Source organism: Micromonospora aurantiaca ATCC 27029 (genome assembly GCF_000145235.1).
GTDB lineage: Bacteria > Actinomycetota > Actinomycetes > Mycobacteriales > Micromonosporaceae > Micromonospora > Micromonospora aurantiaca.
In genome coordinates, this window is sequence record NC_014391.1 from 4869529 (window position 1) to 4895350 (window position 25822).

Below are 25822 nucleotides of genomic sequence, written 5' to 3' on the forward strand. Positions count from 1 at the left end.
TCGACTCTGGCGCGCCTGCTCCACAATGAGCCGCGACCCCTCCGCGCGACAGGAGCAGACGATGACCCCTTCCGACACCTGGGGCATCCCCGGCCCCGTCTTCCTGCGCTGGTACCTGCTGCTCGCCGTCGTCCTGGTGGTCGGCGCGATCGTCTACCGGCGGCGGATGCTGGCGGGCACGGCGGTGACCGTGAACGGCGACCTGGGTCCGCAGCAGGTCGCGTACCTCAACGGTGGTGACCAGCTCGCCGTCTGGGCCGCGCTCGGCGGGCTGCGCCACTCCGGCGCGGTCGGCGTACGACCGGACCGGCGGCTCACCACGGGCGGCCCGCTGCCGGCCGGGGCCACCCCGCTGGACCAGGCGGTCCACCACGCGGCGAGCCGGGGTCTGCGTACCCGGGAGCTGGCCGCCGACGAGTGGGTCCGGCGCGCGCTCGACGACCTGCGCGACGGCCTGGTACGCCGGGGCCTGGCACTGGACCAGGAGCGGCGCCGGACGCTGCGGCGCGGCGCGCTGCTGGTCGGAGCCCTGCTGGCGATCGGCATCGTGCGCGCGGTCTCCGGGCTGCTCAACGACCGGCCCACCGGCTGGCTGCTGCTCAGCCTGTTCCCGCTCGGCCTGGCGTTCGTGCTGCTCAACCGCGTGCCCTGGCGGACCCGGGCGGCCACCGCCGCGCTGAACGACATGCGCCGCCGGCACGCCTGGCTGCGGCCGGCCGCCGGACCCGCGTACTCCACGTACGGCGCGACCGACGTGGCGCTGGGCGTGGCGCTGTTCGGCACCGCCACGCTCTGGACGATGGACCCGGGCTTCGCGGAGCAGGCCGAGATCCAGCGGCAGGCGATGGGCAACGCGGGTGGCGCCAGCTCCGGCACCTCGTGCGGCGGCGGAGCGACCGCCGGCGGCGGCTCCTGCGGGGGCGGCAGCTCGTGCGGCGGGGGTGGTGGCTGCGGCGGGGGCGGCGGGTGCGGCGGATGAGCGGCCCGTCCGGCGTCGGCATCGGCTGGCGCCCCGAGATCGCCGGTTTCGTCGCCGGGCTGCCGGGGCTGCGCTTCGTCGAGGTGGTCGCGGAGGCGGTCGCCCCGGCCGGGCCGCTCCCGGACGGGCTCGCCGAGCTGCGCGGACGCGGCGTCGACGTCGTACCCCACGGGGTGCGGCTGTCCCTCGGCGGCGCCGAGCCGGTCGACCCGGCGCGGGTGGCGCACCTGGCCGGGGTGGCCGCGGCCCTGGACGCGCCGCTGGTGAGCGAGCACATCGCGTTCGTGCGGGCCGGCGGCCTGGAGGCCGGTCACCTGCTGCCGCTGCCGCGCAGCCGCGAGGCCGTGGCAGCGGTGGTGGCGAACGTCCGGCGGACGCAGGCGGAGCTGCCGGTGCCGCTGGCCCTGGAGCCGATCGCGGCGCTGTTCGACTGGCCGGACGACGAACTGGACGAGGCGGACTTCCTCACCGAGATCCTCGACGCCACCGACGCGCTGCTGCTGCTCGACGTGGCGAACGTGCACGCCAACGCCCGCAACCGGGGCGGCGACCCGGCCGCGCTGCTGGACCGGCTGCCGCTGGAACGCATCGCCTACGTGCACGTCGCGGGCGGCGCCGAGCACGGCGGCTTCTACCACGACACGCACACCGATCCGGTGCCCGAGGCCGTGCTGGACCTGGTCCGCGAGCTGTGCGCCCGGCGCCGGCCGCCCGCGCTGCTGCTGGAACGCGACGGGCACTACCCGCCCGCCGCCGAGCTGCGCGGCGAGCTGGACGCGCTGGCCGCCGCCTCCGGCCACCCGGTGGTCACGTGAGCGGCGACCTGGCGGCCCGGCAGGCCGAGCTGGTCGCCGCGCTCGTCGCCGGTGGACCGCTGCCGCCCGGCTTCGCCCCGGCCCCGGTCGAGGCGGCCCGCCGAGCGCTGCTGCGCAAGCGGGCCGGGGACGTGGCCCGGCACTGGCCGCTGGTCGCCGCCGGCCTCGGACCGGACTGGCCGGCCGCGTTCACCACGTGGGCCGACGGCCGTCCCACGAACGGGTCGCTGCGCGACGGCTGGGACCTGGCCCGCGACCTGCGCGACCGGGACGCGCTGCCGCCGCTGGGCACGGAGGAGCTGGCCGTGCGCGAGGCCGCGAGCCGCTACGACGGCCGCCGTCCGCCCCGGCCACGCCGGCTGCCGGCCCTCGCCCGCGTCGGCGGCGCCGTCGCGGTCCAGGTCGCCGGCCGGGTACGCCTGGTGCGGCCCGCCCCGCGCTGACAGGCACCCGCCGGTACGGCAGGATCGGTGCATGGATCTCGGACTCGCCGACCGGGTGTACGTGCTCACCGGCGCCTCCGGCGGCCTCGGCTTCGCCACCGCCGAACACCTCGTCGCCGACGGCGCCCGGGTGGTCGTCTCCGCGCGTACCCCGGAACGGGTGGCCGCCGCCGTCGAGGCGCTCGGCGACCCGCAGCGGGCGATCGGGCTGACCGCCGACCTCGCCGACCCCGCCACCCCGGAGCGGCTCGTCGCCGCCGCCCGCGAACACTTCGGCCGCCTCGACGGCGCGCTGATCTCGGTCGGCGGCCCGCCGCCCGGCACCGCCGCCACCGTCACCGACGAGCAGTGGCGGGAGTCGTTCGAGACGGTCTTCCTGGGCAGCGTCCGGCTCGCCCGCACGGTGGCCGGCGCGCTCACCGACGGCGGCGCGATCGGGCTGGTGCTGTCCACCTCGGTACGCGGACCACTACCAGGGCTCGGCATCTCCAACGGCCTGCGGCCGGGTCTGGCAGGCGTGGCCAAGGACATGGCCGACGAGTTCGGCCCGCGCGGCATACGCGTGGTCAGCCTGCTGCCGGGACGGATCATGACCGACCGCAACCGGGAACTGCTGGCCGGTTCCGGCGATCCCGAGCGGGCCCGCGCGCAGGCCGAGGCGGCGATCCCGCTCGGGCGCATCGGCGACCCGGCGGAGTTCGGCAGGGTGGCCGCGTTCCTGCTCTCCCCCGCCGCCGGGTACGTCACCGGGATCACCGTTCCGGTCGACGGCGGCGCGCTGCGCGGGCTGTGACGGTGGCTGCGGTGGTCGGGCTTCCCGCGGCGGGCCGGTCACCCGGGACGGTGGGCCGGTGAGCGATCGACGGCGGCCGGCCGGTGGGCGGCCCGAGGCCGCGCCCGGACCGGGCACGCCCGCCCGCCGCCACCCCCGGCCCAGCCGCGAGCAGCTCGCCGCGGCGGCCGACCGGCTGCTGCCCGACGTGATCGCGCCCGGCCTCGACGTGCTGTTCGTCGGCATCAACCCGGGCCTGTGGTCGGCGGCCACCGGCTGGCACTTCGCCCGCCCGGGCAACCGGTTCTGGCCCGCCCTGCACCGGGGTGGCTTCACACCACGCCTGCTGCACCCCAGCGAACAGGACACGCTCCCGGCGCTGGGCCTCGGGATCACCAACATGGTGGCCCGGGCCAGCGCCCGCGCCGACGAGCTGACCGCCGACGAACTCGTCGACGGCGCCGCCACGCTCACCGCGAAGGTCGAGCGCTACCGGCCGCGCTGGGTGGCTGTGGTCGGTGTGACCGCGTACCGGATCGGGTTCGCCCGGCCGAAGGCCGGTTTCGGGCCGCAGCCGGAGACGCTCGCGGCGGCCCGGCTCTGGGTGCTGCCCAACCCGAGCGGCCTGAACGCCCACTTCACGCCGGAGACGCTCGGCGCCGCGTTCGCCGAGCTGCGCGCCGCGGTCGCCGCGGGCTAGTTGGCGGCCGCCGGGGGCATGGCCTCGTGGGCGACGTAGGTGCCCATCGGCACCGTGGTCACCACCGGCTCGGGCTGCTCGGCCTCGGTGTGGGGCGCCGGCGAGTCGGTGACCGCGAACTGGGTGCGGTACAGCTCGGCGTACAGGCCGCCGACCGCCACCAGCTCGTCGTGCCGGCCGCGCTCCACGATCCGGCCCTCGTCGAGCACGAGGATCTGGTCGGCGTCGCGCACTGTGGAGAGCCGGTGCGCGATCACCAGCGCGGTACGCCCGGTCAGCGCCACGGACAACGCCCGCTGCACCGCAGCCTCGCTCTCCGAGTCCAGGTGGGCGGTGGCCTCGTCGAGGATCACGATCGACGGGGCCTTGAGCAGCAGCCGCGCGATGGCGATGCGCTGCTTCTCGCCGCCGGAGAAGCGGTAGCCCCGCTCGCCGACCGTCGTGTCGAGCCCGTCCGGCAGCGCCCGGACCAGGTCGGCGACCTGCGCGCCGGCCAGCGCCGCCCAGATCTCGTCGTCGGTGGCGTCGGGCTTGGCGTAGCGCAGGTTCTCCCGGATCGTCTCGTGGAACAGGTGCGAGTCCTGGGTGACCACGCCGATCTCGTCGCGCAGCGAGGCGAGCGTCGCGTCCCGCATGTCGACGCCACCGACCAGCACCTGGCCGTCGCTGACGTCGTAGATCCGGGAGATCAGCATGGACAGCGTCGACTTGCCCGCCCCGGAGGGGCCGACCAGTGCCACCATCTGCCCCGGCTCGACGGCGAACGAGACACCCCTGAGCACCGGCTCGTTCACCGTGCGGTCGAGGGTCGAGACCTCCTCCAGGGAGGCGAGCGACACCTCGGCGGCGCTCGGGTAGCGGAAGCGCACGTCGCGGAACTCGACCCGGCCGTTGCCGCGCGGCACCGGTACCGCGTCGGGCTTCTCGGCGATGGACGGGCGCAGGTCGAGCACCTCGAAGACCCGGTCGAAGGAGACGAGCGCGCTCATCACGTCGACCCGGACGTTGGACAGCGCGGTCAGCGGGCCGTAGAGGCGGGTCAGCAGCAGTGCGAGCTTGACGACGGTGCCGGCGCTGACCGCCCCGGTGACCGCCAGCCAGCCGCCCACGCCGTACGTCAGCGCCTGGGCCAGCGACGCGACGAGCAGCATCGCGACGAAGAACGTCCGCGAGTACATCGCGGACTGGATGCCGATGTCGCGTACGCGCTCGGCCCGGCGGGCGAACCGGTCGGCCTCCACCTCCGGCGCGCCGAACAGCTTGACCAGGAGCGCGCCCGCGACGCCGAACCGCTCGGTCATCGTGGCGTTCATCTTGGCGTCGAGGTTGTACGACTCGCGGGTGATCTCGGCCAGCCGCCGGCCGACCCGGCGGGCCGGGATGATGAAGATCGGCAGCAGCACCAGCGCCATCACGGTGATCTGCCAGGACAGCACGAGCATCGCCCCGGCGGTGAGCACGAGCTGGATGACGTTGCTGACCACGCCGGACAGCGTCGAGGTGAACGCGCGCTGGGCGCCGAGCACGTCGTTGTTGAGCCGGCTGACCAGGGCGCCGGTCTGGGTGCGGGTGAAGAACTGCAACGGCATCCGCTGGACGTGGTCGTACACCCGGGTGCGCAGGTCGAGGATGATGCCCTCGCCGATGCGGGCCGAATACCACCGCTGGACCAGGGAGAACAGCGCGTCGGCCACGGCGAGCGCGGCGATGATCAGGGCGAGCCGGACCACTGTCGAGCGGGCGTCCGGGCCGCCCCCGGCGATCGCGTCGATGACGTCGCCGGCGAGCAGCGGCGTGGCCACGCCGATCACAGCGGCGACGATCACGGTGATCAGGAAGACGACGATGTCGCGCCGGTAGGGCCGGGCGAACGCGACGATCCGCCGGGCGGTGCCGCGCTTGAGCTCGTGGGCGGAGACCTCGTCACGGTTACGCAGCGACCGGAGCATGCTCCAGCCGCCCATGCCGCCGCCGGCCATCGGGTGGGACACTCGTCACCTCCGGGTCGTCGGGGCAGCATGAACCGTCGGAGTCCATTCTCCCGACGCCTGTGACAACCTCGCGAGTAACCCGGATCTTCCCGAACGGTCCTTACGAAATCGCCGTACCGGCTATTCGCCCCGCCCGGCCAGGTCCCGGATCCGCCGGGTCTGCGCCTCGCGCTCGGCGCGCTGCTGCTCGGCGTGCGAGCGCACGGCCGCGCCCGCGAGCAGCGCCTTGATCTCGATGATCGCGTCCCGGTTGTTGGCGAGCAGCCCGGCGGAGAGATCACGCACCGCGCCGTCCAGCTCGTCGTTCGGCACCACGAGCGTGGCCAGACCGATCCGGTCCGCCTCGGCGGCGTCCATCCGCCGGCCGGTGGCGCAGATCTCCAGCGCCCGGGAGTAGCCGACCAGCTCGACCAGGCGGCGCGTGCCGGCCAGGTCGGGAACCAGGCCGAGGGTCACCTCGGCCATCGAGAGCTTCGCGTCGGCGGCGAGCACCCGCATGTCGCAGGCCAGCGCCAGCTGGAAGCCGGCGCCGATGGCGTGGCCCTGAACCGCGGCGATCGACACCACGTCCGGCCGGTGCAGCCAGGTGAAACCGTCCTGATAGCCGGCGATCCGGTCGGCGCACTCCGCCTCCGGCATCGCGGCCAGCTCGGCGAAGGAGCCCGGCCCGGTCGCACCGGCGACCGCCAGGTCCAGGCCCGCGGAGAAGGCGCGCCCCTCTCCGCGTACGACGACGACGCGTACGTCGCCGGGCAGGTCGCGGGAGAAGTCGCTCATCGCGCGCCACATCGCCGGGGTCTGGGCGTTGAGCACGTCGGGCCGGCACAACGTCACCGTCGCGACCGGCCCGTCGCAGTCGAAGCGCACTCCGGTCGTCTCGGCGGTCACCGGACACCCCGGAACGCGCTGATGGACGACGCTGGGGGGCGGGTCACGCCTTCTTCCGGCGCCGGGCGCCGCCGCGCTGCCGCAGCTGCACCCCGGACTCGGTGAGCACCCGGTGGATGAACCCGTAGGAACGGCCGGTCGAGGCCGCCAGAGCACGGATGCTCTCTCCGCCGGTGTACCGCTTTACCAGGTCTTTGGCGAGCGTCTGACGCTCGGCCCCGACGATCCGGCGACCCTTCTCAGTGCTGGTGGCTGTGCCGGTGGCTGCCATGCTGATTCCTCACGTCCCAGACTGTGCGGTTCGGATACGGTCCCACCTATTAGACCGCCTCGGACGATCATGCGCCAGATATCAACTATTCGCCAACCGACACGCTACGCAATGTCAGCTTCCCGATAGAGTGATCCTTCCGGCCGGCTGATCCGTACCGGCCCGCCGGACGAACCCGCCGGCGCCACTTCGGCGAAGTGGCGGCATCGCCGCGCTCCGGACACCTCCACTTCGGCGAGCTGGTGTGGATCATGCGGATGACGGGTGCGCGGGGGCCGTATCGTGCCCGGGGTGTTCGACGTGATCACGGCCGCGGCGGGTGCGGCCGGCGTGTTCGCCGCCACCAACCTCGACGACATCGTCGTGCTCACCGTGCTGTTCGTGGCGGCCCGGCACAACGGCCGGCCCCGGCCCTGGCAGATCGTCGCCGGGCAGTACGCGGGCATCGGCGCGCTCGTCGCGGTCGCGGTGGTGGCCGCCGCCGGGCTGCTCGTGGTGCCGGATCCGTGGCCCGGCCTGCTCGGGTTGCTGCCGGTCGCGCTCGGCGTCCGCGCGCTGCTGACCCGGCGCGACGACGACGAACCGCCGGCGGTGGTCGGCAGCCTGCTCGGCGTCGCCGGGGTGACGATCGCGAACGGCGCCGACAACATCGCCGTCTACGTGCCGGTGTTCCGCGCCCTCGACCCGGTCACCGGGCTGATCTGGCTGCTGGTGTTCGCCGTGCTGGTGGCCGTGTGGTGCGCGGTCGCCGCCGCGCTCGGCGGGCACCCCCGGGTGGTGGCGCTGGTCGGCCGCGCCGGCCACTGGCTGGTCCCGGCGATCTTCATCGCCATCGGCGCGACCATCCTGCTCACCTCCGGCGTCCTCCCCCACCTGGCCGCCCTCCTGCCCTGACCGACCGCCCCACCCACCCCGCCGCCCCACCCCGTCGATCATGAAGTTGACGGCGATCTGGATCTCCAGAAGTGCCGTCAACTTCATGATCGACCGGCAAGAAAGGGGGTGGGGGGTCAGGCCAGCTCCACCAGCTCCAGCAGGTCGTCGGACCAGGCGTCCTCGTCGCCGTCGGGCAGCAGGATGGCGCGGTCCGGCTTGAGCGCGGTGACCGCGCCCGGGTCGTGCGTGACCAGCACGATCGCACCCGGGTAGCGGGCGATCGCGTCGAGCACCTGCTCGCGGCTGACCGGGTCGAGGTTGTTCGTCGGCTCGTCCAGCAGCAGCACGTTGGCACCGGAGCAGACCAGCGTGGCCAGCGCCAGCCGGGTCTTCTCGCCGCCGGAGAGCACACCGGCCGGCTTGTCCACGTCCTCGCCGGAGAACAGGAACGCGCCGAGGATCTTGCGCAGGTCGGTGTCGGTCTGGTCGGACGCGGCGCTGCGCATGTGCTCCAGGATCGTCCGGTCCACGTCGAGCGTCTCGTGCTCCTGGGCGTAGTAGCCCAGCCGCAGCCCGTGCCCGGGGCGTACCTCGCCGGTGTCCGGCTCCAGCAGCCCGCCGAGCATCCGCAGCAGCGTGGTCTTGCCGGCGCCGTTGAGGCCGAGGATGGCCACCCGGGAACCCCGGTCCACAGCCACGTTCACGTCGGTGAAGATCTCCAGCGACCCGTACGACTTCGACAGGCCGTTCGCGGTCAGCGGCGTCTTGCCGCACGGCGCGGGGCTCGGGAACCGTACCTTCGCGACCTTGTCCGCGACGCGGACCTCGTCCAGGCCGGAGAGCAGGCGCTCGGCGCGCCGGGCCATGTTCTGCGCGGCGACGGTCTTGGTGGCCTTGGCCCGCATCTTGTCCGCCTGCGCCATCAGCGCGCCGGCCTTCTTCTCGGCGTTGGCCCGCTCCCGGCGGCGGCGCCGCTCGTCGGTCTCCCGCGCCTCCAGGTACGCCTTCCAGCCCAGGTTGTACGTGTCGACCACGGACCGGGTGGCGTCCAGGAACCAGACCTTGTTGACCACCGCCTCCAGCAGCGAGGCGTCGTGGGAGATCACGATCAGGCCGCCCTTGTGGTTGGCGAGGAAGCCGCGCAGCCAGGTGATCGAGTCGGCGTCGAGGTGGTTCGTGGGCTCGTCGAGCAGCAGGATGCCGCCGCCGTTCTCGCCGGCGTCGCGGAACAGGATCCGGGCCAGCTCGATGCGGCGGCGCTGACCGCCGGAGAGCGTGCCGATGGTCTGCGCCAGGGCGCGGTCGGGCAGGCCGAGGTTGGCGCAGATCCGGGCCGCCTCGGCCTCGGCCGCGTAGCCGCCGAGCGAGGCGAACTGGTCCTCCAGCGCGCCGTAGCGGCGGACCAGCCGCTCGTCGTCGGCACCCTCGGCGAGCTTGTCCTCCAGCTCCTTCATCTGCGCCATGAGCACGTCCAGGCCACGGGCGGAGAGCACCCGGTCCCGGCCGGTGACGTCCAGGTCACCGGTACGCGGGTCCTGCGGCAGGTAGCCGATGGCGCTGCGCCGGTCGATCTGGCCGCCGTACGGCTGTCCCTCCCCGGCGAGCACCTTGAGCGTGGTGGTCTTGCCGGCGCCGTTGCGGCCGACCAGGCCGATCCGGTCCCCCGGCTGCACCCGCAGGGTGGTGTCGGACAGCAGGATCCGGGAACCGGCGCGCAGTTCCAGGCCGGTGGCAGTGATCATCTCGGAGTACTCGCTCTCGGGTCCGGAAGGGCTGACTCAGGGCACGCGAAAGCGCCGGCGGGTGGTGATTTCCCGTCGGCGCGGGGCCGTTCAGCCTTCGCAGCGCAGCACGGGGGCAAGTGTACCGGGCTCCGCGGGGCCACTCCCCCGGATTACCGTGCAAGATCATCGGGTACGGAAACCGCCGTCCGGACCCGGTCCGGTACCGCAACCACCACATACGGACACATCGGTGATCGGGGTCAACATGGAGCTGAACGAGAACGCGCGGGTCGACACCAGCCAGGTGGACGACCGGCGAGGGTCCGGCGGGGGCGGCGGGATGGGCATTCCGATCCCGATCGGCGGCGGCCGGGGCGGGATCGTGGGCATCATCATCGCCGTGCTCGTCGCCCTGGTGGGCGGCGGGTTCGGCCTCAACGCCGCCACCAACGGCGGCGGTTCCGAGCAGGGCGACAACACCTCGCTGGAGCAGAAGTGCTCGGCGCAGGACGCGCTGAAGCAGCTCGACTGCCGCAACGCGCTCTACGTCAACTCGATCCAGGCGTACTGGCGTACCGCCATGCCGGAGGCGTTCGGCGAGCAGTACCGGCCGTCGAAGACGGTGTTCTTCAGCCAGAACGTGAGCACCGCCTGCGGCGCTGCCGACTCGGGCGTGGGCCCGTTCTACTGCCCGGCTGACGACCTGGTCTACATCGACCTCAGCTTCTACAAGCTGCTCGCCGATCAGCTCGGCGCGGAGGGCGAGTTCGCCCAGCCGTACGTGCTGGCCCACGAGTACGGCCACCACGTGCAGGACCTGCTCGGCACCGAGGCGCAGATGCGCCGCCAGCAGCAGCGCGACCCGCAGAGCGCGAACGCGCTCTCGGTCAAGCTGGAACTCCAGGCCGACTGCTACGCCGGGGCCTGGGCGAAGAACGCCACCGGCACCGCCGACGACAAGGGGCAGAAGATCTTCACCAGCATCACCGAGCAGGACATCTCGCAGGCCATCGACACCGCCGAGAAGATCGGCGACGACGCGATCCAGCAGCGGTCCGGCCGGCCGGTGAACCCGGACGAGTTCACCCACGGCAGCTCGGAGCAGCGCAAGCAGTGGTTCACCAAGGGCTTCACCACCGGCGACCCGAAGTCCTGCGACACCTTCGGTTCGGGGGCCTGAGCCGCTCCGCGCACCGGCCCGCACCGCTGACCAGGTCAGCGGTGCGGGCCGGTGCCGTTGACCGGGCCGGTCAGGCGGGCAGGGTCACCTGACCCGGGGTGGACCGGTTGACAGTCGTCCCGTCGCCCAGCTGGCCACCGCTGTTGTCACCCCAGCACCACAGGCCGCCGTCGGTGCGGATCCCGCAGCCGTGGTCGGTGACCGCGAGGCCGCCGGTCCAGGTGGTGGCCGTGCCGACCTGGGCGGGCGCGGACCGGTGGGTGGTGCTGCCGTCGCCCACCTGTCCGGCCGAGTTCTTGCCCCAGCACCACACGCTGCCGTCCGTACGCGACGCGCAGGACGTATCGCTGCTGGCGGCGATCCGGCTCCACGTGGTGACGGTGCCGATCTGCACCGGCGCGGTACGGTACGTGCCGCTCACGCCGAGCTGCCCGTATCCGTTCTCACCCCAGCACCACAGCGCGCCGGAACGGACCCCGCACGTGTGCGCGTACCCGGCCGCGACGCCGGTCCACCCGGTCGTGGTGCCGACCTGCGCGGGCGCCGTCTGGGGCGCCAGGTTGCCCAGGCCGAGCTGGCCGTCCGAGCTGGACCCCCAGCACCAGAGCGTGCCGCCGGTCCGGATACCGCAGGTGTGCCCGAAGCCGGTCGAGACGCTCACCCAGTCGGTCGCCGTGCCGACCCGCAACGGGGTGTTGGCGACGTACGGCGAGGCGCCGACGCCCAGCTGCGTGGTCCGGTTGAATCCCCAGCACCAGAGCGTGCCGTCGGTGCGGATCCCGCAGGTGTGCGAGGGGCCGGCGTCGACTCTGGCCCAGCTGGTCGCGGTGCCGACCTGCACCGGGGCGCTGCGGCTGGTGGTGGTGCCGTCGCCGAGCTGGCCCCGGAAGTTCGAGCCCCAGCACCACAGCGTCCCGTCCGTGCGGACCGCGCAGGTGTGCCCGGAGCCGGCGTCGACATTCGTCCAGGTGGCGGTGCCGACCCGCGCCGGGGCGCTGCGGTTCGTGGTGGTCCCGTCGCCGAGCTGGCCGCCGTAGTTCGAGCCCCAGCACCACAGTCCCCCGTCGGTGCTGATCGCGCACGTGTGCGCCCCGCCCGCGGTGACGCTGGTGACTGCGGGCGCGGCGAGCGCGGCGCGCTCGACCGGGCCGGCGGCCGCGTTCGCCGTGCCGGCCGTCAGTGTCGCGGTGAGCACGAGGCTTCCGGCGCTCATCGCCGCCGCCGCGACGAGGAGCCTCGTCGCACGGCGCCACCGGGTCCGCAGCCGGCCGTCCTGATATCCGCTCATGAAGTTGTTCTCTCCCAACGATGTCGGCGTGATGGCGGAGGCGAAGCTGGCCCTGCGGGTCGCCCGGAGACCCGCCGCTTCATGACACCGACCTTATGCATCGAGTCGATTCGATGCATCATCGACGAGCGGGATTGCGCCGTCTTGAGGTGATCTTTCCTGTTCAGCGGACCAGGATGTGGACCGCCCGGGCGGCGGCGACTGCCGCCACCAGCACCGCGTGCCGGGGCTCCGGCACGTCGAGCAGGCGCGGCGCGCGCAGTGCCGCGAGCGGGGCCAGCCGCCGGTCGGCCAGCACCGTGTCCACCGCGCGCCGGTCGCCGCCGCACACCAGCGCCGCCAGCGTGCCCGCCTCCGGCAACAGCAGGCGTACGGCCAGCTCGGCCGCGTCGCCCAGGGCGGCCTTCGCCTGGTTGTCGCGCCGCCTGGCGAACCGCTGCTGGGACCAGCCGCCCGCCGCGGTACGCCCCTGCACGTACCGGGTGTCCACCTTGGAGACCACCAGGTCGGTGCCGTCGGCGACGCCGACCGCGACAGCGCCCTTGCGGGCCAGCAACAGGCCGAGCCGGCGGGCCGCCGTGGCGGAGGCGACGAATCCGGGTACGTCCGCCGACGCGCTCGCGCCGGGCGGGGTGTGCAGCTCGGCGGTGGCGCCGTCCGGGGCGGTGAGCAGGAGCCCGTACTCCTGCGCGGTCGTCGTCGGCGGGCCGTGCCGGCCGGTGAAACCCTCGACCCAGCGGGCGACGCGGCCGGGGTCGACCTCGACCCACCGGCCGCCCCCGGCGGCGGGTCGGCTGCTCATGGCCCGACGGTACGCCATCGACGGACCCGGGAACGCAACGCGGGAGGACACCGCTGCCGGTGCCCTCCCGCGTCAACCGCGTGGATCAGTGGACGGTGAGGTTGCCGCCCTTCAGCTTGACCTCGGCGGTCGCGCCGCCCGTCCAGTCGGACGAGAAGAGCAGGGAGCCGCCCTTCCACAGCGTGACCCCGACGGTGTCGTTCCTACCGGGGGCGCCCCGGTCGGTCACCGTCACGGCCAGGGTCAGGCCGGAGGCCACCAGCTTGCCCTTGTTGTCGTACAGGGCGGCCTGGTAGCGCACCTGGGCGGTCCGGCCCGCCGAGGTGACGCCGAGCGCGTCGACGGTGCCGGCCTTGATCGTGTACGACTTCCCGCCGGAGCGGAACTCGACCTCGGCCCTGCCCGTGGCGGGCTTGTTCGCCTTGCCCGGCTTCGCGTTCAGCTCCACCTCGACTGTGGAGTTCACGTCGGCCGGGTAGGTCCCCGCCGAGCGGGTGGCGGTGAACTCGCCGCCGCCGGTGAGGAACCCGCCGTCGGAGACGGCGACCGTGACCTGGGCGGTGGTGCTGCCCGTGTAGTTGCCGCCCACCGTCGCGGTGACGGTGTGCGTGCCCTTCGGCAGGGTGGCCGTGCACGCCGCGGACGCGGTGGTGGTGGCCGTGCCGAGCAGGGCCGGCACGGCGGTGCACAGCGTCACGCCGTCCCTGGTGAAGGTGACTGTGGCGGTACGGATGTCACCGGCTGTGGTGTCCGTGGCGCCGGGCAGCACCGAGCCGTCCCGGAGCACGGCCCGTAGCAGCGCCTGGCCGGACGCGCCGCCGGTCGCGGTGTTCACGAGCGTGTCACCGGCCCAGCTGACCGCCGCGTCCTCGGCGGCGACGGTGACGGTGAACGAGGTGCTGCCGGTCAGCCCGGAGCCGTCGGACACGGTCACGGTGACCGGGTAGTCACCCGGGGCCGCCGTGGTCGTGCCGGCGCCCGTCCAGGTACGCGTACCCGGACGGGCGTCCGTCGCCGAGGTGCTCGTGACGGCCAGGGACAGGCCGGCGGGCAGCCCGGTGGCGGCGGCGGTCAGGTCCGCGCCGGTGGTGTCGCCGTCGGTCGCGGTGACGGTGACGGCCGGCGAGAGCGCGTCGCTGTACTGCACGCTCACGCCACCGCCGGGGGCGGTGCTGGTGACGACCGGGGCGGACCGGATGGTGAAGTCGGCGTCGTTGACGTCGAAGAAGACGTTTCCGACGGCCTCGATCTTGATCCGGGCCTTCTCGGTCGCCACGTTCGGCAGCGTCACAGTCGCGGTGCCGGTGTTGGCGGTCTGCTCGGCCAGCACGTACGGGAAGGTCAGCCCGCCGTCGGCGGACAGCGAGATCTTCACCTGCGCGGCGTTCACCGGCGCCACGTCGGTGCCGGCGACGTCCCACGTCACGGTCCGGGTCGAGCCGCCGTCCAGGACCGCGGCGGTGTCCTGGGAGGTCACCAGGAACGGACCCGCGTCCGGTGCCAGCACCACGGCGACGTCGGCGCTGCCGATGCCGCCGCCACCCAGCCGCCCGTCCCGGGCGGTGAGCTTGAAGTGCAGGGTCCGGTCACCGGCGATGCCGACCCAGTCGCGGGTGGGCAGGAACTCCGAGTAGCAGTCGACCAGCCCGGCCGGCACGTTCGAGGCGCCACCGGTGGCCGGCGGTGCCGGGGCCGCCGGGCAGGTGCCGGTGGCGGCGTTGGTGTTGCCGGCCAGGATCTGCCTCATGTCGGGGAAGACCCGGGTCGAGTCGGTGGTGACCGAGTTCAGACCCGGCGAGTAGTACTTCAGCGTGTCGGTCGGCGACACGATCGCCGCCTCGCTGAACACCCGGAACAGCGGACCGTTGACCTTCGTGTTGTTCGTCAGCGCGGTGCCGGTCGTGGCGCCCCTGTCGTTCTGCTCCCACAGGTACGTGACAGTGTCCCCGTCGGCGTCGGTGGCGCTGCCGGTCAGCGCGAACGGCGTCCGCACCGGGATGGTGACGGTGTCCGGGACGGTGACCACCGGGGCGTGGTTGGAGGTCTCCTCGACCAGCCAGCCGCCGTTGTCGACGGCGCCGCCCTTGGCCGTCTCGCCGACGAACCCGGAGGCGCCGGAGGCGTTCGTCAGCTCCAGCGACGCCACGTTCGTGGTCGCCAGCGTGCCACCGAAGGTCACCTGGAAGCCGTTGTCGTTGAGCGTGCCGCTGCCACCGAACGCGGCCACCGTGACCGTCGCGCCGGCCGGCCAGCCGGCGATGCCCTCGACGGCGGCCTTGATGCCGGCGGTGGTGTAGTTGACGCCCCGCACGATCGGCGCCGAGTCGGCGCCCGCGTAGCGGACGGTGAACGAGTCACCGTCGGCGTCGAACCCGTACAGCGAGACGTTCTGCACCTCGTTGATCGCCGGGCGGTTCGACGTGACGTAGTTGGTGATCTCGGTGTAGCTGCGGTGCGACCAGTACGGGTCGCTGTGCGGCTGGAGGTTGTCCTGCTGGCAGATGCCCGCGTACGCCATGATCGACGAACCGCTGCCCGGCTCGTACGAGTTGGCCGCGCTGCGGTTGCCGCCCGAGCAGTTGTACTGCGTGCCGTTGAAGGTGTGGTTGCCGGCGAACTGGTGACCCATCTCGTGCGAGACGTAGTCGACCGCGTAGAAGTCGCCGACCGGTGTCGGCAGGCCGGTGCAGCCCTGCGCCTTGCCGTTGCCGCCGATCACGCCGAGGCTGGCCACACCGCCGCCGTTGACGCCCAGGCCGACGTGGCCCACGTCGTAGTTGCTCGCGCCGACGAGTTGGCCGAGCACGATCCGGTTACGGCTGAGCGTGCCGCCGCCGCAGGAGGTGAGCTGCGCCGGCGTGAAGCAGGCCGCCGCGCCGCACGGGCCGTTCGGCTCGGTGGCCCGGGCCGGCGTGTTCAGGTTGGTCTTGTCGGTGTCGTTGATCAGGACGAGCCGGATCGCGGTCTCGTCCTCGTAGATCTGGGTGACCCGGTTCATCAGTGTCACCTTCGCGGCGGTGACGTTCTCCGCGCCGAAGTAGGTGGCGTACGACGGGTCGGTCACCAGCGCCACCCGGTAGGTGCGCAGCTTCACCAGCGGCCCGGCCGGCACCTCCGCCTCGGCGATCTCCTCGGCCAGCGCGTGCGCCTCCTGCGTGACGTCCTCACGCTCGACGAACTCGCCCTCCGGGTGCTCCAGGTCGCGGGCGAAGTAGCTCGCGTACAGGCTCTGGTCGCGCTGGTAGTACGGGTCGATGTACCAGTTGCCCTCGGCCGAGCGGACCGAGGCGTGGAACCCGAGCGGGGTGAGGTCCGCGCGGATGGTCGCGGTCGGGTCGTCCAGGCCCTTGCCGGCATACGTGGTGATCTCCGGGTGCTTCGCGGCCAGGCCCGCCTCCATGACCGGCGAGTCGACCAGCTCGAACCGTTGGAACGTGCCGTCCGGAGCGGGCAGCGACACCACCTGCTTCGCCACGCGGGCCACCGCGACGCGCTTCTCGGCTGGCGCCTTGTCCAGCAGGCCCTTCATGCTGCCGCGGTCCAGCTTGTACGCGGTCAGCCGCTTGGCCTTGACGGCGGCCTTGCGGCCCGCCTTGGTAGCGGCCGGCTTGCTGTCCACCTTCTGCCACGGTCCGTGGACAGCGGGTGCGGCGGAGACGGGCGCGGGCGCGGCGAGAACGGGAAGTGTCGCCGCGGCCAGCGCGGCGACGAGGAGGGCAGCGGTCCGTCCGCGCCGAGCCCGGCCGGCGGGTTGCCGGTCGCGCGGCGGACGCCCCAGGGTGATCCTCAAGTCTTCTCCCTGCGGTCGGGTGTGGACTGATGCACGACCGGCGGGGATGACCGGGCGTACGTGAACGGTCCACGGATTGTTCCGTGACCCTAGGACCACTCGTGACCTCGAACATCAACCGGAAAGACGATGCGGTTCTACCTGGACGGTGATCCGCGCCGTCCCGGCCTGCGGGATCCACGCTTCGCAAGGGCGAGCCGGCCGGCCTGACGGCCGAGGACACCTGCGGTCGGACGCCGGGCCGGGAATGGATCTTTCCGTCGCCCGGGACTGCCGGTTCGGCCGATCCCCCGGTGACGGATCGCGAACGGCCCCGTCATCGGCCCGACATGTCGGGCCGTCCCCATCGGTCAGACGCCGAGCACAGTGGCAACCGCGAGAGCCGCGATGATGACGCTGGACAGCAGCGCGGTGACCCGCCGCCCACGGGGACCGGTGAGGGCCCGGCCGATCAGCGTGCCGCCCCCGGCGATCAGCAACTGCCAGCTCGCCGACGCGAGGAAGACCCCGGCGGTGAAGGCGGCAGCGCCCGCCGGGCCGGAGCCGAGCACGTCACCCCGGCCGAGGACGAGCGCCACGAAGTAGACCACAGTGGCCGGGTTGAGCAGGGTCAGCGCGAGAACCGCGGCGAACGCGCGCACCGGCGTGTCCAGACCACCTCGCGCGCCCGGCTCCTGCGTCGTGCCCGACGGATGCGTGGTGGCCGACGGGCTCGGCGGGTGCGTTGTGGCCGGTGGACGCAGCGCGCGCCGGGCGGTGAGGCCGGCGAGAGCCAGCAGCACCCCCGCGGCGACCAGCCGCAGCGGACCCGCGAACGGCGCGAGCCCGCTCGCCACCGCGGCCCCGCCGAGCGCCGCCAGCGCCGCGTAGAGACCGTCGGCGCTGGCCACGCCGAGTGCCGCCGCCGCACCGACCCGGAACGAGGTACGCGCGCTGAGTCCGAGACTGAGGATCGCGATCGCGCCGACCGGAATGGCGACGCCGTAGCCGGCGACCAGGCCGGCCAGGAACGCCCCGGTCACGACGACGGGTGACGGGTCGAGGCGGCCGAGGGCAGGGTGCACTGTCGACGCGCGGCGGTGGCCGCACGGACAGGAGCCTGCTTCGGGTACGCCTCGATCACCCGCTCATCCTGCACCCGGCTCCCTCACTCCGCGACCGCTTTTCCCGCGCGCCCGCACGCGCACCCCACGGCTGGGCTGGGCTGGGCTGGGCTGGGCTGGGCTGGAGATCTTGGTACGAATCTGCCTCCTCCGGGGCGATCTCATACCAAGATCTCGCCGTTCCTCGCCCCGCCGCCGATGGCAGTGCCGTCAGCCCACCTTGATCGACACCACTACGCCGAGGTGGCGGCATCAGAGCCACTCCGACCACACCACTTCGGCGTAACGGTGTCGATCAAGCCCGCAGACACTACGGGCGCGGCAACCCCTTGGCAGGGGTGCCGCGCCCGTTGCGGTGACCGGGAGAACGGTCAGACGTTGAAGCCGAGCGAGCGGAGCTGGTCGCGCCCCTCGTCGGTGATCTTGTCGGGGCCCCACGGCGGCAGCCAGACCCAGTTGATCCGGATGTCGTTGACCAGGCCGCCGCCGGGACCGGTGGTCAGCGCCTGCCGCGCCTGGTCCTCGATCACGTCGGTCAGCGGGCAGGCCGCCGAGGTCAGCGTCATGTCCAGGGTGGCGACGTTCTCGTCGTCGACGTGGACGCCGTACACCAGGCCGAGGTCGACCACGTTGATGCCCAGCTCGGGGTCGACGACGTCCTTCATCGCCTCCTCGATGTCACCGATCGCGGCCTTGCCGCCGGCCGGCGCCGCCGCACCCGCGGCCGCACCGTCAGCTCCGTTGACGGCCGCGCCACCGGCAACCGTGCCGTCGGTCGCCACCGCGCCGGTCTCCGAGGTCATGTTCTCGTCGCTCATGCCTTCACCTCCGGGCTCACGCCCACCCCGGCGCGTGCCGCGGCGTCCTTGAACGCCATCCACGACAACAGCGCGCACTTCACCCGGGCCGGGTAGCGCGCGACACCCGCAAACGCCACCCCGTCTCCGAGCACGTCCTCGTCCGGCGTGACCTGGCCCCGCCCGGACATCAACTCCACGAACGCCTCGTGCACCACAGCGGCGTCGCTCGCGGCCTTGCCGCGCAGCAGCTCGTGCAGGATGCTCGCCGACGCCTGGCTGATCGAGCAGCCCATCCCGTCGTACGAGATGTCGGTGAACACGCTGCCGTCGGTCGCCACCCGCACGGTGATCTCGTCGCCGCAGGTCGGGTTGACGTGGTGCGCCTCGCCGACCCGGGCGGCCGGATCCGCCGCCTCCCGCAGGCCACGGCCGTGCGGGTGCTTGTAGTGGTCCAGGATGATCTCCTGGTAGAGGGATTCGAGCTGCATCACTGGAACACCTTCCGCACCCGCTCCAGACCCGCCACCAGGGCGTCGATCTCCGCGGTGGTGGTGTAGAGGTAGAACGACGCCCGAGTCGTGGCCGGCACCCCGAAGCGGGTGCACACCGGCTTGGCGCAGTGGTGGCCCACCCGCACCTGCACGCCGAGCGAGTCGAGCACCTGCCCGACGTCGTGCGGGTGCACGTCACCGAGCGCGAACGAGATCGTCCCGCCCCGGCCGACAGGCACCGTCGGGCCGAAGATCCGCAGGTCCGGCACTGTGGCGAGGGCATCGAGCGCGTACGCCGTCAGTTCCTTCTCGTGCCACTGAACAGCCGGCATGCCGATCGCGGTGAGGTAGTCCACGGCCGCGCCGAGCGCCACCGCCTCGGCGATCGGCGGGGTGCCCGCCTCGAACCGGGCCGGCGGCGCGGCGAACGTCGAGCCCGCCATCGTCACCGTCTCGATCATCGAGCCGCCACCCATCACCGGGGGCATCGCGGCGAGCAGCTCGCCCCGGCCCCAGAGCACGCCGATGCCGGTCGGCCCGCACATCTTGTGCCCCGTGAAGACGATGAAGTCGGCGTCGTAGCCGACCACGTCCATCGGCAGGTGCGGCACCGACTGCGAGCAGTCGAGCAGCAGCAGCGCGCCGACCTCGCGGACCCGCGCGGTGATCCGCGAGGTGGCGTTGACGGTGCCCAGGATGTTCGACATGTGCACCAGCGAGACGATCTTCGTCCGCTCGGTGACCAGGTCGTCCAGGCCGGACTCGTCGAGCCGGCCCTGGTCGGTGACGGGGAACCAGCGCAGCGTCGCGCCGGTACGCTCCGCCAGCAACTGCCACGGGACGATGTTCGAGTGGTGCTCCATCTCGGAGATCACGATCTCGTCGCCGGGGCCGAGCCGGAACCGCGGGTCACCGTCCGCGCGCAGCGAGGCGTTGGAGAACGCGTACGCCACGAGGTTGATCGCCTCGGTGGAGTTCTTGGTGAACACCACCTCGTCCACGCTCGGCGCGTTGATGAACGCGGCGATCTTCGCCCGCGCGCCCTCGTACGCCTCGGTCGCTTCGGTGCCCAGCGTGTGCACCGAGCGCGACACGTTGGCGTTGTGCAGCGCGTAGTGCTCGGCGAGCACGTCGAGCACCTGCCGCGGCTTGTGCGAGGTGTTCGCGCTGTCCAGGTAGACGAGCGGGTGACCGTTGACCTCCCGGTCGAGGATCGGGAAGTCGGCCCGCACCTTCGCCACGTCGAAGCGCGGCACGTCGTCGTACTGCGGCATGCCCGCCGGGATGGCCATCGAGGTCATGTCGAGTCTCAGGCCCGCGCCGCGCCGGCCCCGGCGACGTACCGCTCGTAGCCCTCTTCCTCGAGCTTGTCGGCCAGCTCCCGGCCGCCCTGCTCGACGATCCGGCCGGCCACGAAGACGTGCACGAAGTCCGGCTTGATGTAGCGCAGGATGCGCGTGTAGTGGGTGATCAGCAGCAGGCCGGTGTCGCCGGTGTCGCGCACCCGGTTCACGCCCTCGCTGACCACGCGCAGCGCGTCCACGTCCAGGCCGGAGTCGGTCTCGTCGAGGATCGCCATCTTCGGCTTGAGCAGCTCCAGCTGCACGATCTCGTGCCGCTTCTTCTCGCCGCCGGAGAAGCCCTCGTTGACGTTGCGCTGGGCGAACGCCGGGTCCATCTGGAGCTTCTCCATGGCGCCGCGCAGCTCGCCGGCCCAGGTGCGCAGCTTCGGCGCCTCGCCGTCGATGGCGGTCTTGGCGGTACGCAGGAAGTTGGCCACCGACACGCCGGGGACCTCGACCGGGTACTGCATGGCCAGGAAGAGGCCGGCGCGGGCCCGCTCGTCGACGGACATGGACAGCACGTCCTCGCCGTCGAGGGTCACCTCGCCGCCGGTGATCTCGTACTTCGGGTGACCGGCGATCGAGTACGCCAGCGTGGACTTGCCGGAGCCGTTCGGGCCCATGATGGCGTGCGTCTCGCCGGAGCGCACGGTCAGGTCGACCCCGTGCAGGATCGGCTTGAGCTCACCCTCGGGCAGCTTGACCGACACCTTCAGGTCGCGGATCTCCAGGGTGCTCATCAGCGGGTCACTCCATTGCTCGGCAGCGGACGGCCGTCGCCGTCCACGGAAAGGTAGATGTCGCCGTCGCGGACTTCGACGGGATAGACGGGTACGGGTTCGGTCGCGGGCAGCCCGGTGGGCTCACCGGTACGCAGGTCGAAACGGGATCCGTGCAGCCAGCATTCCAGCGTGCAGCCCTCGACCTCGCCCTCGGACAGCGCCACGGCGGCGTGCGAGCACTCGTCGTGCACCGCGTAGAACACGTCGTCCTCGCCGTGCACGATCGCGACCTGCACGCCGTCCACGTCGGCGCTGATCACGGTGCCCTTCGGCACGTCCTCGGTGGAGCAGATCTTGAGCATCAGGCGCCCGCCTTGGCCAGCCGCGCCTCGATGGCGTCGCCGAGGCGCTCGCGCAGGTCCTCGACCGGGATCTTGTTGATCAGCTCGGCGAAGAAGCCGCGCACCACCAGGCGCCGCGCCTCGGCCTCCGGGATGCCCCGGGCCATCAGGTAGAACAGCTGCTCGTCGTCGAACCGGCCGGTCGCGCTGGCGTGCCCGGCGCCGGCGATCTCGCCGGTCTCGATCTCCAGGTTGGGTACGGAGTCGGCCCGCGCGCCGTCGGTGAGCAGCAGGTTCCGGTTGATCTCGTACGTGTCGGTGCCAGTCGCCTCGGCGCGGATCAGCACGTCGCCGACCCAGACCGTGTGCGCGTCGTCGCCCTGGAGTGCGCCCCGGTAGCCGACGTTGCTGCGGCAGTCCGGCACGGTGTGGTCGACCAGCTGCCGGTGCTCCAGGTGCTGGCCGGAGTCGGCGAAGTAGACGCCGTACAGCTCGGCCTCGCCGCCGCGCTGGGTGTACTCCACCGACGTGTACTGACGGACCAGGTCGCCGCCGAGGCTGACCTGCACGTGCAGGATCCGGGCGTCGCGGCCCAGCCGCACCTTGAGGTGCTGCGCCTGCACCGCGTCGTCGGCCCAGTCGGCGACGGTGACCAGGGTCAGCTTCGCCCCGTCGCCCACAGTCACCTCGACGTTGTCGGCCAGCGTGGCCGAGCCGACGTGCTCGATCACCACTGTGGCCTCGGCGAACCGGTCCACCTCGACGAACGTGTGACCGAAGGCGAGCGCCTCGGCGTTCTCGCCGACCACCCGCAGGCGCACCGGCTGCTCCACCACCGCGTCGCGGTCGACGCGCACCAGCAGCGCGCCGTCGGCCCCGCCGTACGCGAGCGCGCTGACCCGGTCGAACGGGGTGAGCACGCTGCCCACCCGGGGGTCGTCCCGGCCGATCCGGTCGACGGTGACGCCCTCGGGCAGGTCACCGTACTCGTGCCGGACCGCGCCGGTCGCGCCCTGCGCCGACGCGGTCAGGCCGCGCAGGCGCTTGAGCGGGGTGAAGCGCCACTCCTCCTCCAGGCCGGTCAGGGCCGGGAAGTCGGCGACGTCGTACGAGCGGAGCGCCTGCGACTTGGTCGTGGGCGGCGCGGAAGCCTGGGTAGTCATCTCTTCCTTGGTCTGTTCTGCGACGAGGTGTCAGTGAGTCGGAGGGCGGGCGGCCGGCGTCAGCCGACCGCGCCCTCCATCTGCAGCTCGATCAGGCGGTTGAGCTCCAGCGCGTACTCCATCGGAAGCTCCTTGGCGATCGGCTCGATGAAGCCGCGCACGATCATCGCCATCGCCTCGTCCTCGCTCAGGCCCCGGCTCATCAGGTAGAAGAGCTGGTCCTCGCTGACCTTGGAGACGGTCGCCTCGTGCCCCATCGACACGTCGTCCTCGCGGATGTCGACGTACGGGTAGGTGTCGGAGCGGGAGATCGTGTCGACCAGGAGCGCGTCGCACTTGACGGTGCTCTTGCTGCTGGTCGAGCCCTCCAGCACCTGCACCAGACCGCGGTACGAGGTGCGGCCGCCGCCCCGGGCGATCGACTTCGACACGATGGTCGAGGAGGTGTGCGGCGCGGCGTGCACCATCTTGGCGCCGGCGTCCTGGTGCTGGCCCTCGCCGGCCATGGCCACCGAGAGCACCTCGCCCTTGGCGTGCTCGCCGGTCATGTAGACCGCCGGGTACTTCATGGTGACCTTGGAGCCGATGTTGCCGTCGACCCACTCCATGGTCGCGCCCTCGTGGCACACGGCGCGCTTGGTGACCAGGTTGTAGACGTTGTTCGACCAGTTCTGGATGGTCGTGTACCGGCACCGGGCGTTCTTCTTGACGATGATCTCCACGACGGCGCTGTGCAGCGAGTCGGAGGAGTAGATGGGCGCGGTGCAGCCCTCGACGTAGTGCACGTACGCGCCCTCGTCGACGATGATCAGCGTCCGCTCGAACTGGCCCATGTTCTCCGTGTTGATCCGGAAGTAGGCCTGCAGCGGGATGTCCACGTGCACGCCCTTCGGCACGTAGATGAACGAGCCACCGGACCAGACGGAGGTGTTCAGCGCGGCGAACTTGTTGTCGCCGACCGGGATCACCGTGCCGAAGTACTCCTTGAACAGGTCCTCGTGCTCCTTGAGCGCGGTGTCCGTGTCCAGGAAGACGACACCCTGCTCCTCCAGGTCCTCACGGATCTGGTGGTAGACCACCTCGGACTCGTACTGCGCCGCGACACCGGCGACCAGGCGCTGCTTCTCCGCCTCCGGGATGCCGAGCTTGTCGTAGGTGTTCTTGATGTCCTCGGGCAGGTCCTCCCAGGAGGTGGCCTGCTTCTCGGTGGACCGCACGAAGTACTTGATGTTGTCGAAGTCGATCCCGGTGAGGTCGGCGCCCCAGTTCGGCATCGGCTTGCGGCCGAACAGCCGCAGGCCCTTGAGCCGCAGGTCGAGCATCCAGGCCGGCTCGTTCTTCTTGGCCGAGATGTCCCGCACCACCGCCTCGCTGAGGCCGCGCTGGGCGGACGCCCCGGCGACGTCGGGGTCGGCCCAGCCGTACTCGTAACGGCCGAGGGCCGCGAGCTGCTCCTCCTGGGTCAGGGGCTGGACGATCTGCTCGGTCATCTATCTGTCCTCACAGTGGTGACGGTGGAACCGGACTGGGCGGGAATGTGCGTGGTGCACACGCCGTCGCCGTGCGCGATGGTGGCCAGGCGCTGTACGTGAGTGCCGACCAGACGGGAGATCACTTCGGTCTCGGCCTCGCACAGCTGAGGGAACTCGGCGGCCACGTGCGCCACCGGGCAGTGGTGCTGGCAGAGCTGGCCGCCGGAGGCGATCGTGGACGCGTTGGCAGCGTAACCCTCGGCGGTCAGCGCGCCGGCGAGCGCCTCCGCCCGCGCGAGCGGGGCGTCTCCGGCGTCCTCCATGGCCGACCGGCAGCGGGCCTCCAGCGCGGAGACCTGCTCGGCCGCGAACGCCGCGACCGCCTCGGTGCCGCCGGTGCGGGCGATCCACCGCAGCGCGGCGGTGGCCATGTTGTCGTAGTGGTGGGTGCCGCAGCGACCGCGGCCCGCCTCGGTGAGCGCGAAGACCTTGGCCGGGCGGCCGCGCCCGCGGCTGCCGCGGACGGTCTGGTCGCGGGCGACCACGTCACCGTCGGCGAGCATCGCGTCGAGGTGGCGGCGGATCGCGGCCGGGCTCAGGCCGAGCGCCGAGCCGAGCTGCGCGGCGGTGGTGGGGCCACGCTCCAGCAGCAGCTGGGTGACCCGGTCGCGGGTCGACAGGTCGGCCGGAGCGGTCTCCCGCTCGCCGGGCCGTACGCCGCGACGTGCGCGCGAGCCACCGGCGACCGGACCGGTCACCGGCGTTCGGGAGAGCGCCGCCGCGTTTTTCACAACGGCAACGTTACGTAATTCGCCGAGGGCCTGCAAACCCGGGGTCCGGTGATCCCGACCACCGGGGTGCCGGAGTCACCCGATCGGGATCAACTACGGTGCGTAGGATTCGCTTCGTGAAGCGATCCGTCCGGTTTCCGGTCTCCGCCACGCTGCTGCGCCGCCTCGCGCTCGCCTCGATCATCGCGAACGTCGCGATCGTGGTCACCGGCGGGGCCGTCCGGCTCACCGCCTCCGGCCTCGGCTGCCCCACCTGGCCCCGGTGCACCGAGGACTCCTACACCACGACACCCGAGATGGGCGTGTACGGGGTGATCGAGTTCGGCAACCGGCTGCTCACCTTCGCGGTCGGGATCATCGCGCTCGCCGTGGTGCTGGCCGTGCTGGCGCACCGCCCCCGCCGCCGCGGGACGCTGCCGCTGGCCGTGGGCGTGCTGTTCGGCATCCCGGCCCAGGCGATCATCGGTGGCATCACAGTGCTCACCAACCTCAACCCGTGGGTGGTCGGGCTGCACTTCCTCGCCTCGATGGCGGTGATCGCGGTCGCGTACGCGCTCTGGCGGCGCATCAAGGACCCGGACGGGCCGGTGGCGCCGACCGTGCCGGCGCCGCTGCGTACGCTCGCCTGGATCACCACGGCGGTGAGCGCGTCGGTGCTGGTCGTGGGCACCTGGGTGACCGGCAGCGGACCGCATGCCGGCGACCACGGCGCGGCCCGCAACGGCCTGGACCCGGCGGCGATCTCCCAGGTGCACGCCGACGGCGTCTTCCTGCTGATCGGCCTGTCGGTCGCGCTGTACTTCGCGTTCCGGGCGGTCGGCGCGGCGCGGGCGGCCCGGGCCGCCGCGGTGCTGATCGCGGTCGAGCTGGGCCAGGGCGTGATCGGCTTCGTCCAGTACTTCACCCACCTGCCCGCCGTGCTGGTCGGCGCGCACATGCTCGGCTCCTGCCTGGTGCTGCTGGCCACCCTCGGCGTGCTCTGGGCCACCCGGGAGCGGCTGCCGGCCGCCCCGGAGGCCCCGGCCGCGCCTGCCGCGCAACGGGTGGGCGCCGCCGCCTGAGCGCGGGCGTTACCGC

At 72.6% G+C, this 25822-nt stretch carries 24 protein-coding genes; 8 read left to right on the plus strand and 16 right to left on the minus strand.

Annotated elements, in window-relative coordinates; genetic code table 11:
• Nucleotides 1-61: 61 nt before the first annotated feature.
• From MICAU_RS21395 to mug, 5 genes are read left to right on the plus strand one after another with little or no spacing between them, the layout of a single operon-like run.
• A complete protein-coding gene (locus tag MICAU_RS21395) occupies nt 62-979 on the plus strand; it encodes a TIGR04222 domain-containing membrane protein (RefSeq protein ID WP_013287427.1) in 918 nt (305 codons plus the stop codon).
• Nucleotides 976-1794 carry an MbnB/TglH/ChrH family RiPP precursor modification enzyme gene (locus MICAU_RS21400; RefSeq protein ID WP_013287428.1) on the plus strand — a complete coding sequence of 273 codons (819 nt, stop codon included), beginning with the start codon at nt 976-978 and terminating at the stop codon, nt 1792-1794. The genes MICAU_RS21395 and MICAU_RS21400 overlap by 4 nt, the downstream gene beginning before the upstream one ends.
• Nucleotides 1791-2237, plus strand: coding sequence for an SCO6045 C-terminal-like domain-containing protein (locus tag MICAU_RS21405; RefSeq protein ID WP_013287429.1), 447 nt, complete (start codon nt 1791-1793; stop codon nt 2235-2237). Before MICAU_RS21400 ends, MICAU_RS21405 begins: the two co-directional genes overlap by 4 nt.
• Nucleotides 2238-2268: 31 nt before the next feature.
• The gene (locus tag MICAU_RS21410; protein WP_013287430.1) at nt 2269-3030 is read left to right on the plus strand and encodes an SDR family oxidoreductase; all 762 of its coding nucleotides are present in this window, start codon (nt 2269-2271) and stop codon (nt 3028-3030) included.
• A 58-nt stretch (nt 3031-3088) separates the two neighbouring features.
• On the plus strand, nt 3089-3709 hold the full coding sequence (gene mug / locus MICAU_RS21415; RefSeq protein ID WP_013287431.1) for a G/U mismatch-specific DNA glycosylase: 621 nt from the start codon (nt 3089-3091) through the stop codon (nt 3707-3709).
• Here mug and MICAU_RS21420 read toward each other — a convergent pair.
• The 3 genes from MICAU_RS21420 to MICAU_RS21430 all read right to left on the minus strand — a co-directional run bounded on the left by MICAU_RS21420 (nt 3706) and on the right by MICAU_RS21430 (nt 6859).
• Nucleotides 3706-5688: an ABC transporter ATP-binding protein gene (locus tag MICAU_RS21420; RefSeq protein WP_041799076.1), complete on the minus strand. Its 1983-nt coding sequence runs from the start codon at nt 5686-5688 to the stop codon at nt 3706-3708. The genes mug and MICAU_RS21420 overlap by 4 nt on opposite strands.
• Before the next feature lie 132 nt (nt 5689-5820).
• Nucleotides 5821-6588 carry an enoyl-CoA hydratase/isomerase family protein gene (locus MICAU_RS21425; protein WP_013287433.1) on the minus strand — a complete coding sequence of 256 codons (768 nt, stop codon included), beginning with the start codon at nt 6586-6588 and terminating at the stop codon, nt 5821-5823.
• Nucleotides 6589-6631: 43 nt separating this feature from the next.
• A complete protein-coding gene (locus MICAU_RS21430; RefSeq protein WP_007072022.1) occupies nt 6632-6859 on the minus strand; it encodes a helix-turn-helix domain-containing protein in 228 nt (75 codons plus the stop codon).
• Between the two features lie 291 nt (nt 6860-7150).
• Here MICAU_RS21430 and MICAU_RS21435 point away from each other — a divergent pair, with 291 nt between their 5' ends.
• Nucleotides 7151-7753, plus strand: coding sequence for a cadmium resistance transporter (locus MICAU_RS21435; RefSeq protein WP_230650820.1), 603 nt, complete (start codon nt 7151-7153; stop codon nt 7751-7753).
• Between the two features lie 116 nt (nt 7754-7869).
• On the opposite strand, the gene MICAU_RS21440 is transcribed toward MICAU_RS21435, so the two are convergent.
• A complete protein-coding gene (locus tag MICAU_RS21440) occupies nt 7870-9477 on the minus strand; it encodes an ABC-F family ATP-binding cassette domain-containing protein (RefSeq protein ID WP_013287435.1) in 1608 nt (535 codons plus the stop codon).
• A 247-nt stretch (nt 9478-9724) separates the two neighbouring features.
• On the opposite strand from MICAU_RS21440, the gene ypfJ reads away from it, so the two are divergent.
• Nucleotides 9725-10639 (plus strand): KPN_02809 family neutral zinc metallopeptidase, encoded by a 915-nt coding sequence (ypfJ, locus tag MICAU_RS21445; RefSeq protein WP_013287436.1) that lies wholly within the window; start codon nt 9725-9727, stop codon nt 10637-10639.
• A gap of 70 nt (nt 10640-10709) precedes the next feature.
• Here ypfJ and MICAU_RS21450 read toward each other — a convergent pair whose 3' ends face one another.
• The 12 genes from MICAU_RS21450 to MICAU_RS21505 all read right to left on the minus strand — a co-directional run bounded on the left by MICAU_RS21450 (nt 10710) and on the right by MICAU_RS21505 (nt 24745).
• Nucleotides 10710-11927, minus strand: coding sequence for an RCC1 domain-containing protein (locus tag MICAU_RS21450; protein ID WP_013287437.1), 1218 nt, complete (start codon nt 11925-11927; stop codon nt 10710-10712).
• A 163-nt stretch (nt 11928-12090) separates the two neighbouring features.
• A complete protein-coding gene (locus MICAU_RS21455; protein ID WP_049794838.1) occupies nt 12091-12729 on the minus strand; it encodes an acVLRF1 family peptidyl-tRNA hydrolase in 639 nt (212 codons plus the stop codon).
• Between the two features lie 85 nt (nt 12730-12814).
• Complete coding sequence (locus tag MICAU_RS21460) at nt 12815-16519, minus strand: reprolysin-like metallopeptidase (RefSeq protein WP_157547419.1); 3705 nt, start codon at nt 16517-16519, stop codon at nt 12815-12817.
• 350 nt (nt 16520-16869) lie between these two features.
• Nucleotides 16870-17541: a LysE family transporter gene (locus MICAU_RS21465; RefSeq protein ID WP_013287440.1), complete on the minus strand. Its 672-nt coding sequence runs from the start codon at nt 17539-17541 to the stop codon at nt 16870-16872.
• A gap of 452 nt (nt 17542-17993) precedes the next feature.
• Nucleotides 17994-18440: a metal-sulfur cluster assembly factor gene (locus tag MICAU_RS21470; protein ID WP_013287441.1), complete on the minus strand. Its 447-nt coding sequence runs from the start codon at nt 18438-18440 to the stop codon at nt 17994-17996.
• Nucleotides 18437-18910, minus strand: coding sequence for a Fe-S cluster assembly sulfur transfer protein SufU (gene sufU / locus MICAU_RS21475; RefSeq protein ID WP_013287442.1), 474 nt, complete (start codon nt 18908-18910; stop codon nt 18437-18439). The genes MICAU_RS21470 and sufU overlap by 4 nt, the downstream gene beginning before the upstream one ends.
• The gene (locus MICAU_RS21480) at nt 18910-20214 is read right to left on the minus strand and encodes a cysteine desulfurase (protein ID WP_013287443.1); all 1305 of its coding nucleotides are present in this window, start codon (nt 20212-20214) and stop codon (nt 18910-18912) included. Before MICAU_RS21480 ends, sufU begins: the two co-directional genes overlap by 1 nt.
• 8 nt (nt 20215-20222) lie before the next feature.
• A complete protein-coding gene (sufC, locus tag MICAU_RS21485) occupies nt 20223-20996 on the minus strand; it encodes a Fe-S cluster assembly ATPase SufC (RefSeq protein WP_013287444.1) in 774 nt (257 codons plus the stop codon).
• Nucleotides 20996-21340 (minus strand): non-heme iron oxygenase ferredoxin subunit, encoded by a 345-nt coding sequence (locus MICAU_RS21490; RefSeq protein WP_013287445.1) that lies wholly within the window; start codon nt 21338-21340, stop codon nt 20996-20998. Before MICAU_RS21490 ends, sufC begins: the two co-directional genes overlap by 1 nt.
• Nucleotides 21340-22482, minus strand: coding sequence for a Fe-S cluster assembly protein SufD (sufD, locus tag MICAU_RS21495; RefSeq protein WP_013287446.1), 1143 nt, complete (start codon nt 22480-22482; stop codon nt 21340-21342). Before sufD ends, MICAU_RS21490 begins: the two co-directional genes overlap by 1 nt.
• Before the next feature lie 59 nt (nt 22483-22541).
• Nucleotides 22542-23972 carry a Fe-S cluster assembly protein SufB gene (sufB, locus tag MICAU_RS21500; RefSeq protein ID WP_013287447.1) on the minus strand — a complete coding sequence of 477 codons (1431 nt, stop codon included), beginning with the start codon at nt 23970-23972 and terminating at the stop codon, nt 22542-22544.
• Entirely contained in the window at nt 23969-24745 is a 777-nt protein-coding gene (locus MICAU_RS21505; protein WP_013287448.1) for a helix-turn-helix transcriptional regulator, read from the minus strand. Before MICAU_RS21505 ends, sufB begins: the two co-directional genes overlap by 4 nt.
• A gap of 98 nt (nt 24746-24843) precedes the next feature.
• On the opposite strand from MICAU_RS21505, the gene MICAU_RS21510 reads away from it, so the two are divergent.
• Nucleotides 24844-25806: a COX15/CtaA family protein gene (locus tag MICAU_RS21510; protein WP_174361723.1), complete on the plus strand. Its 963-nt coding sequence runs from the start codon at nt 24844-24846 to the stop codon at nt 25804-25806.
• Nucleotides 25807-25822 lie beyond the last annotated feature (16 nt).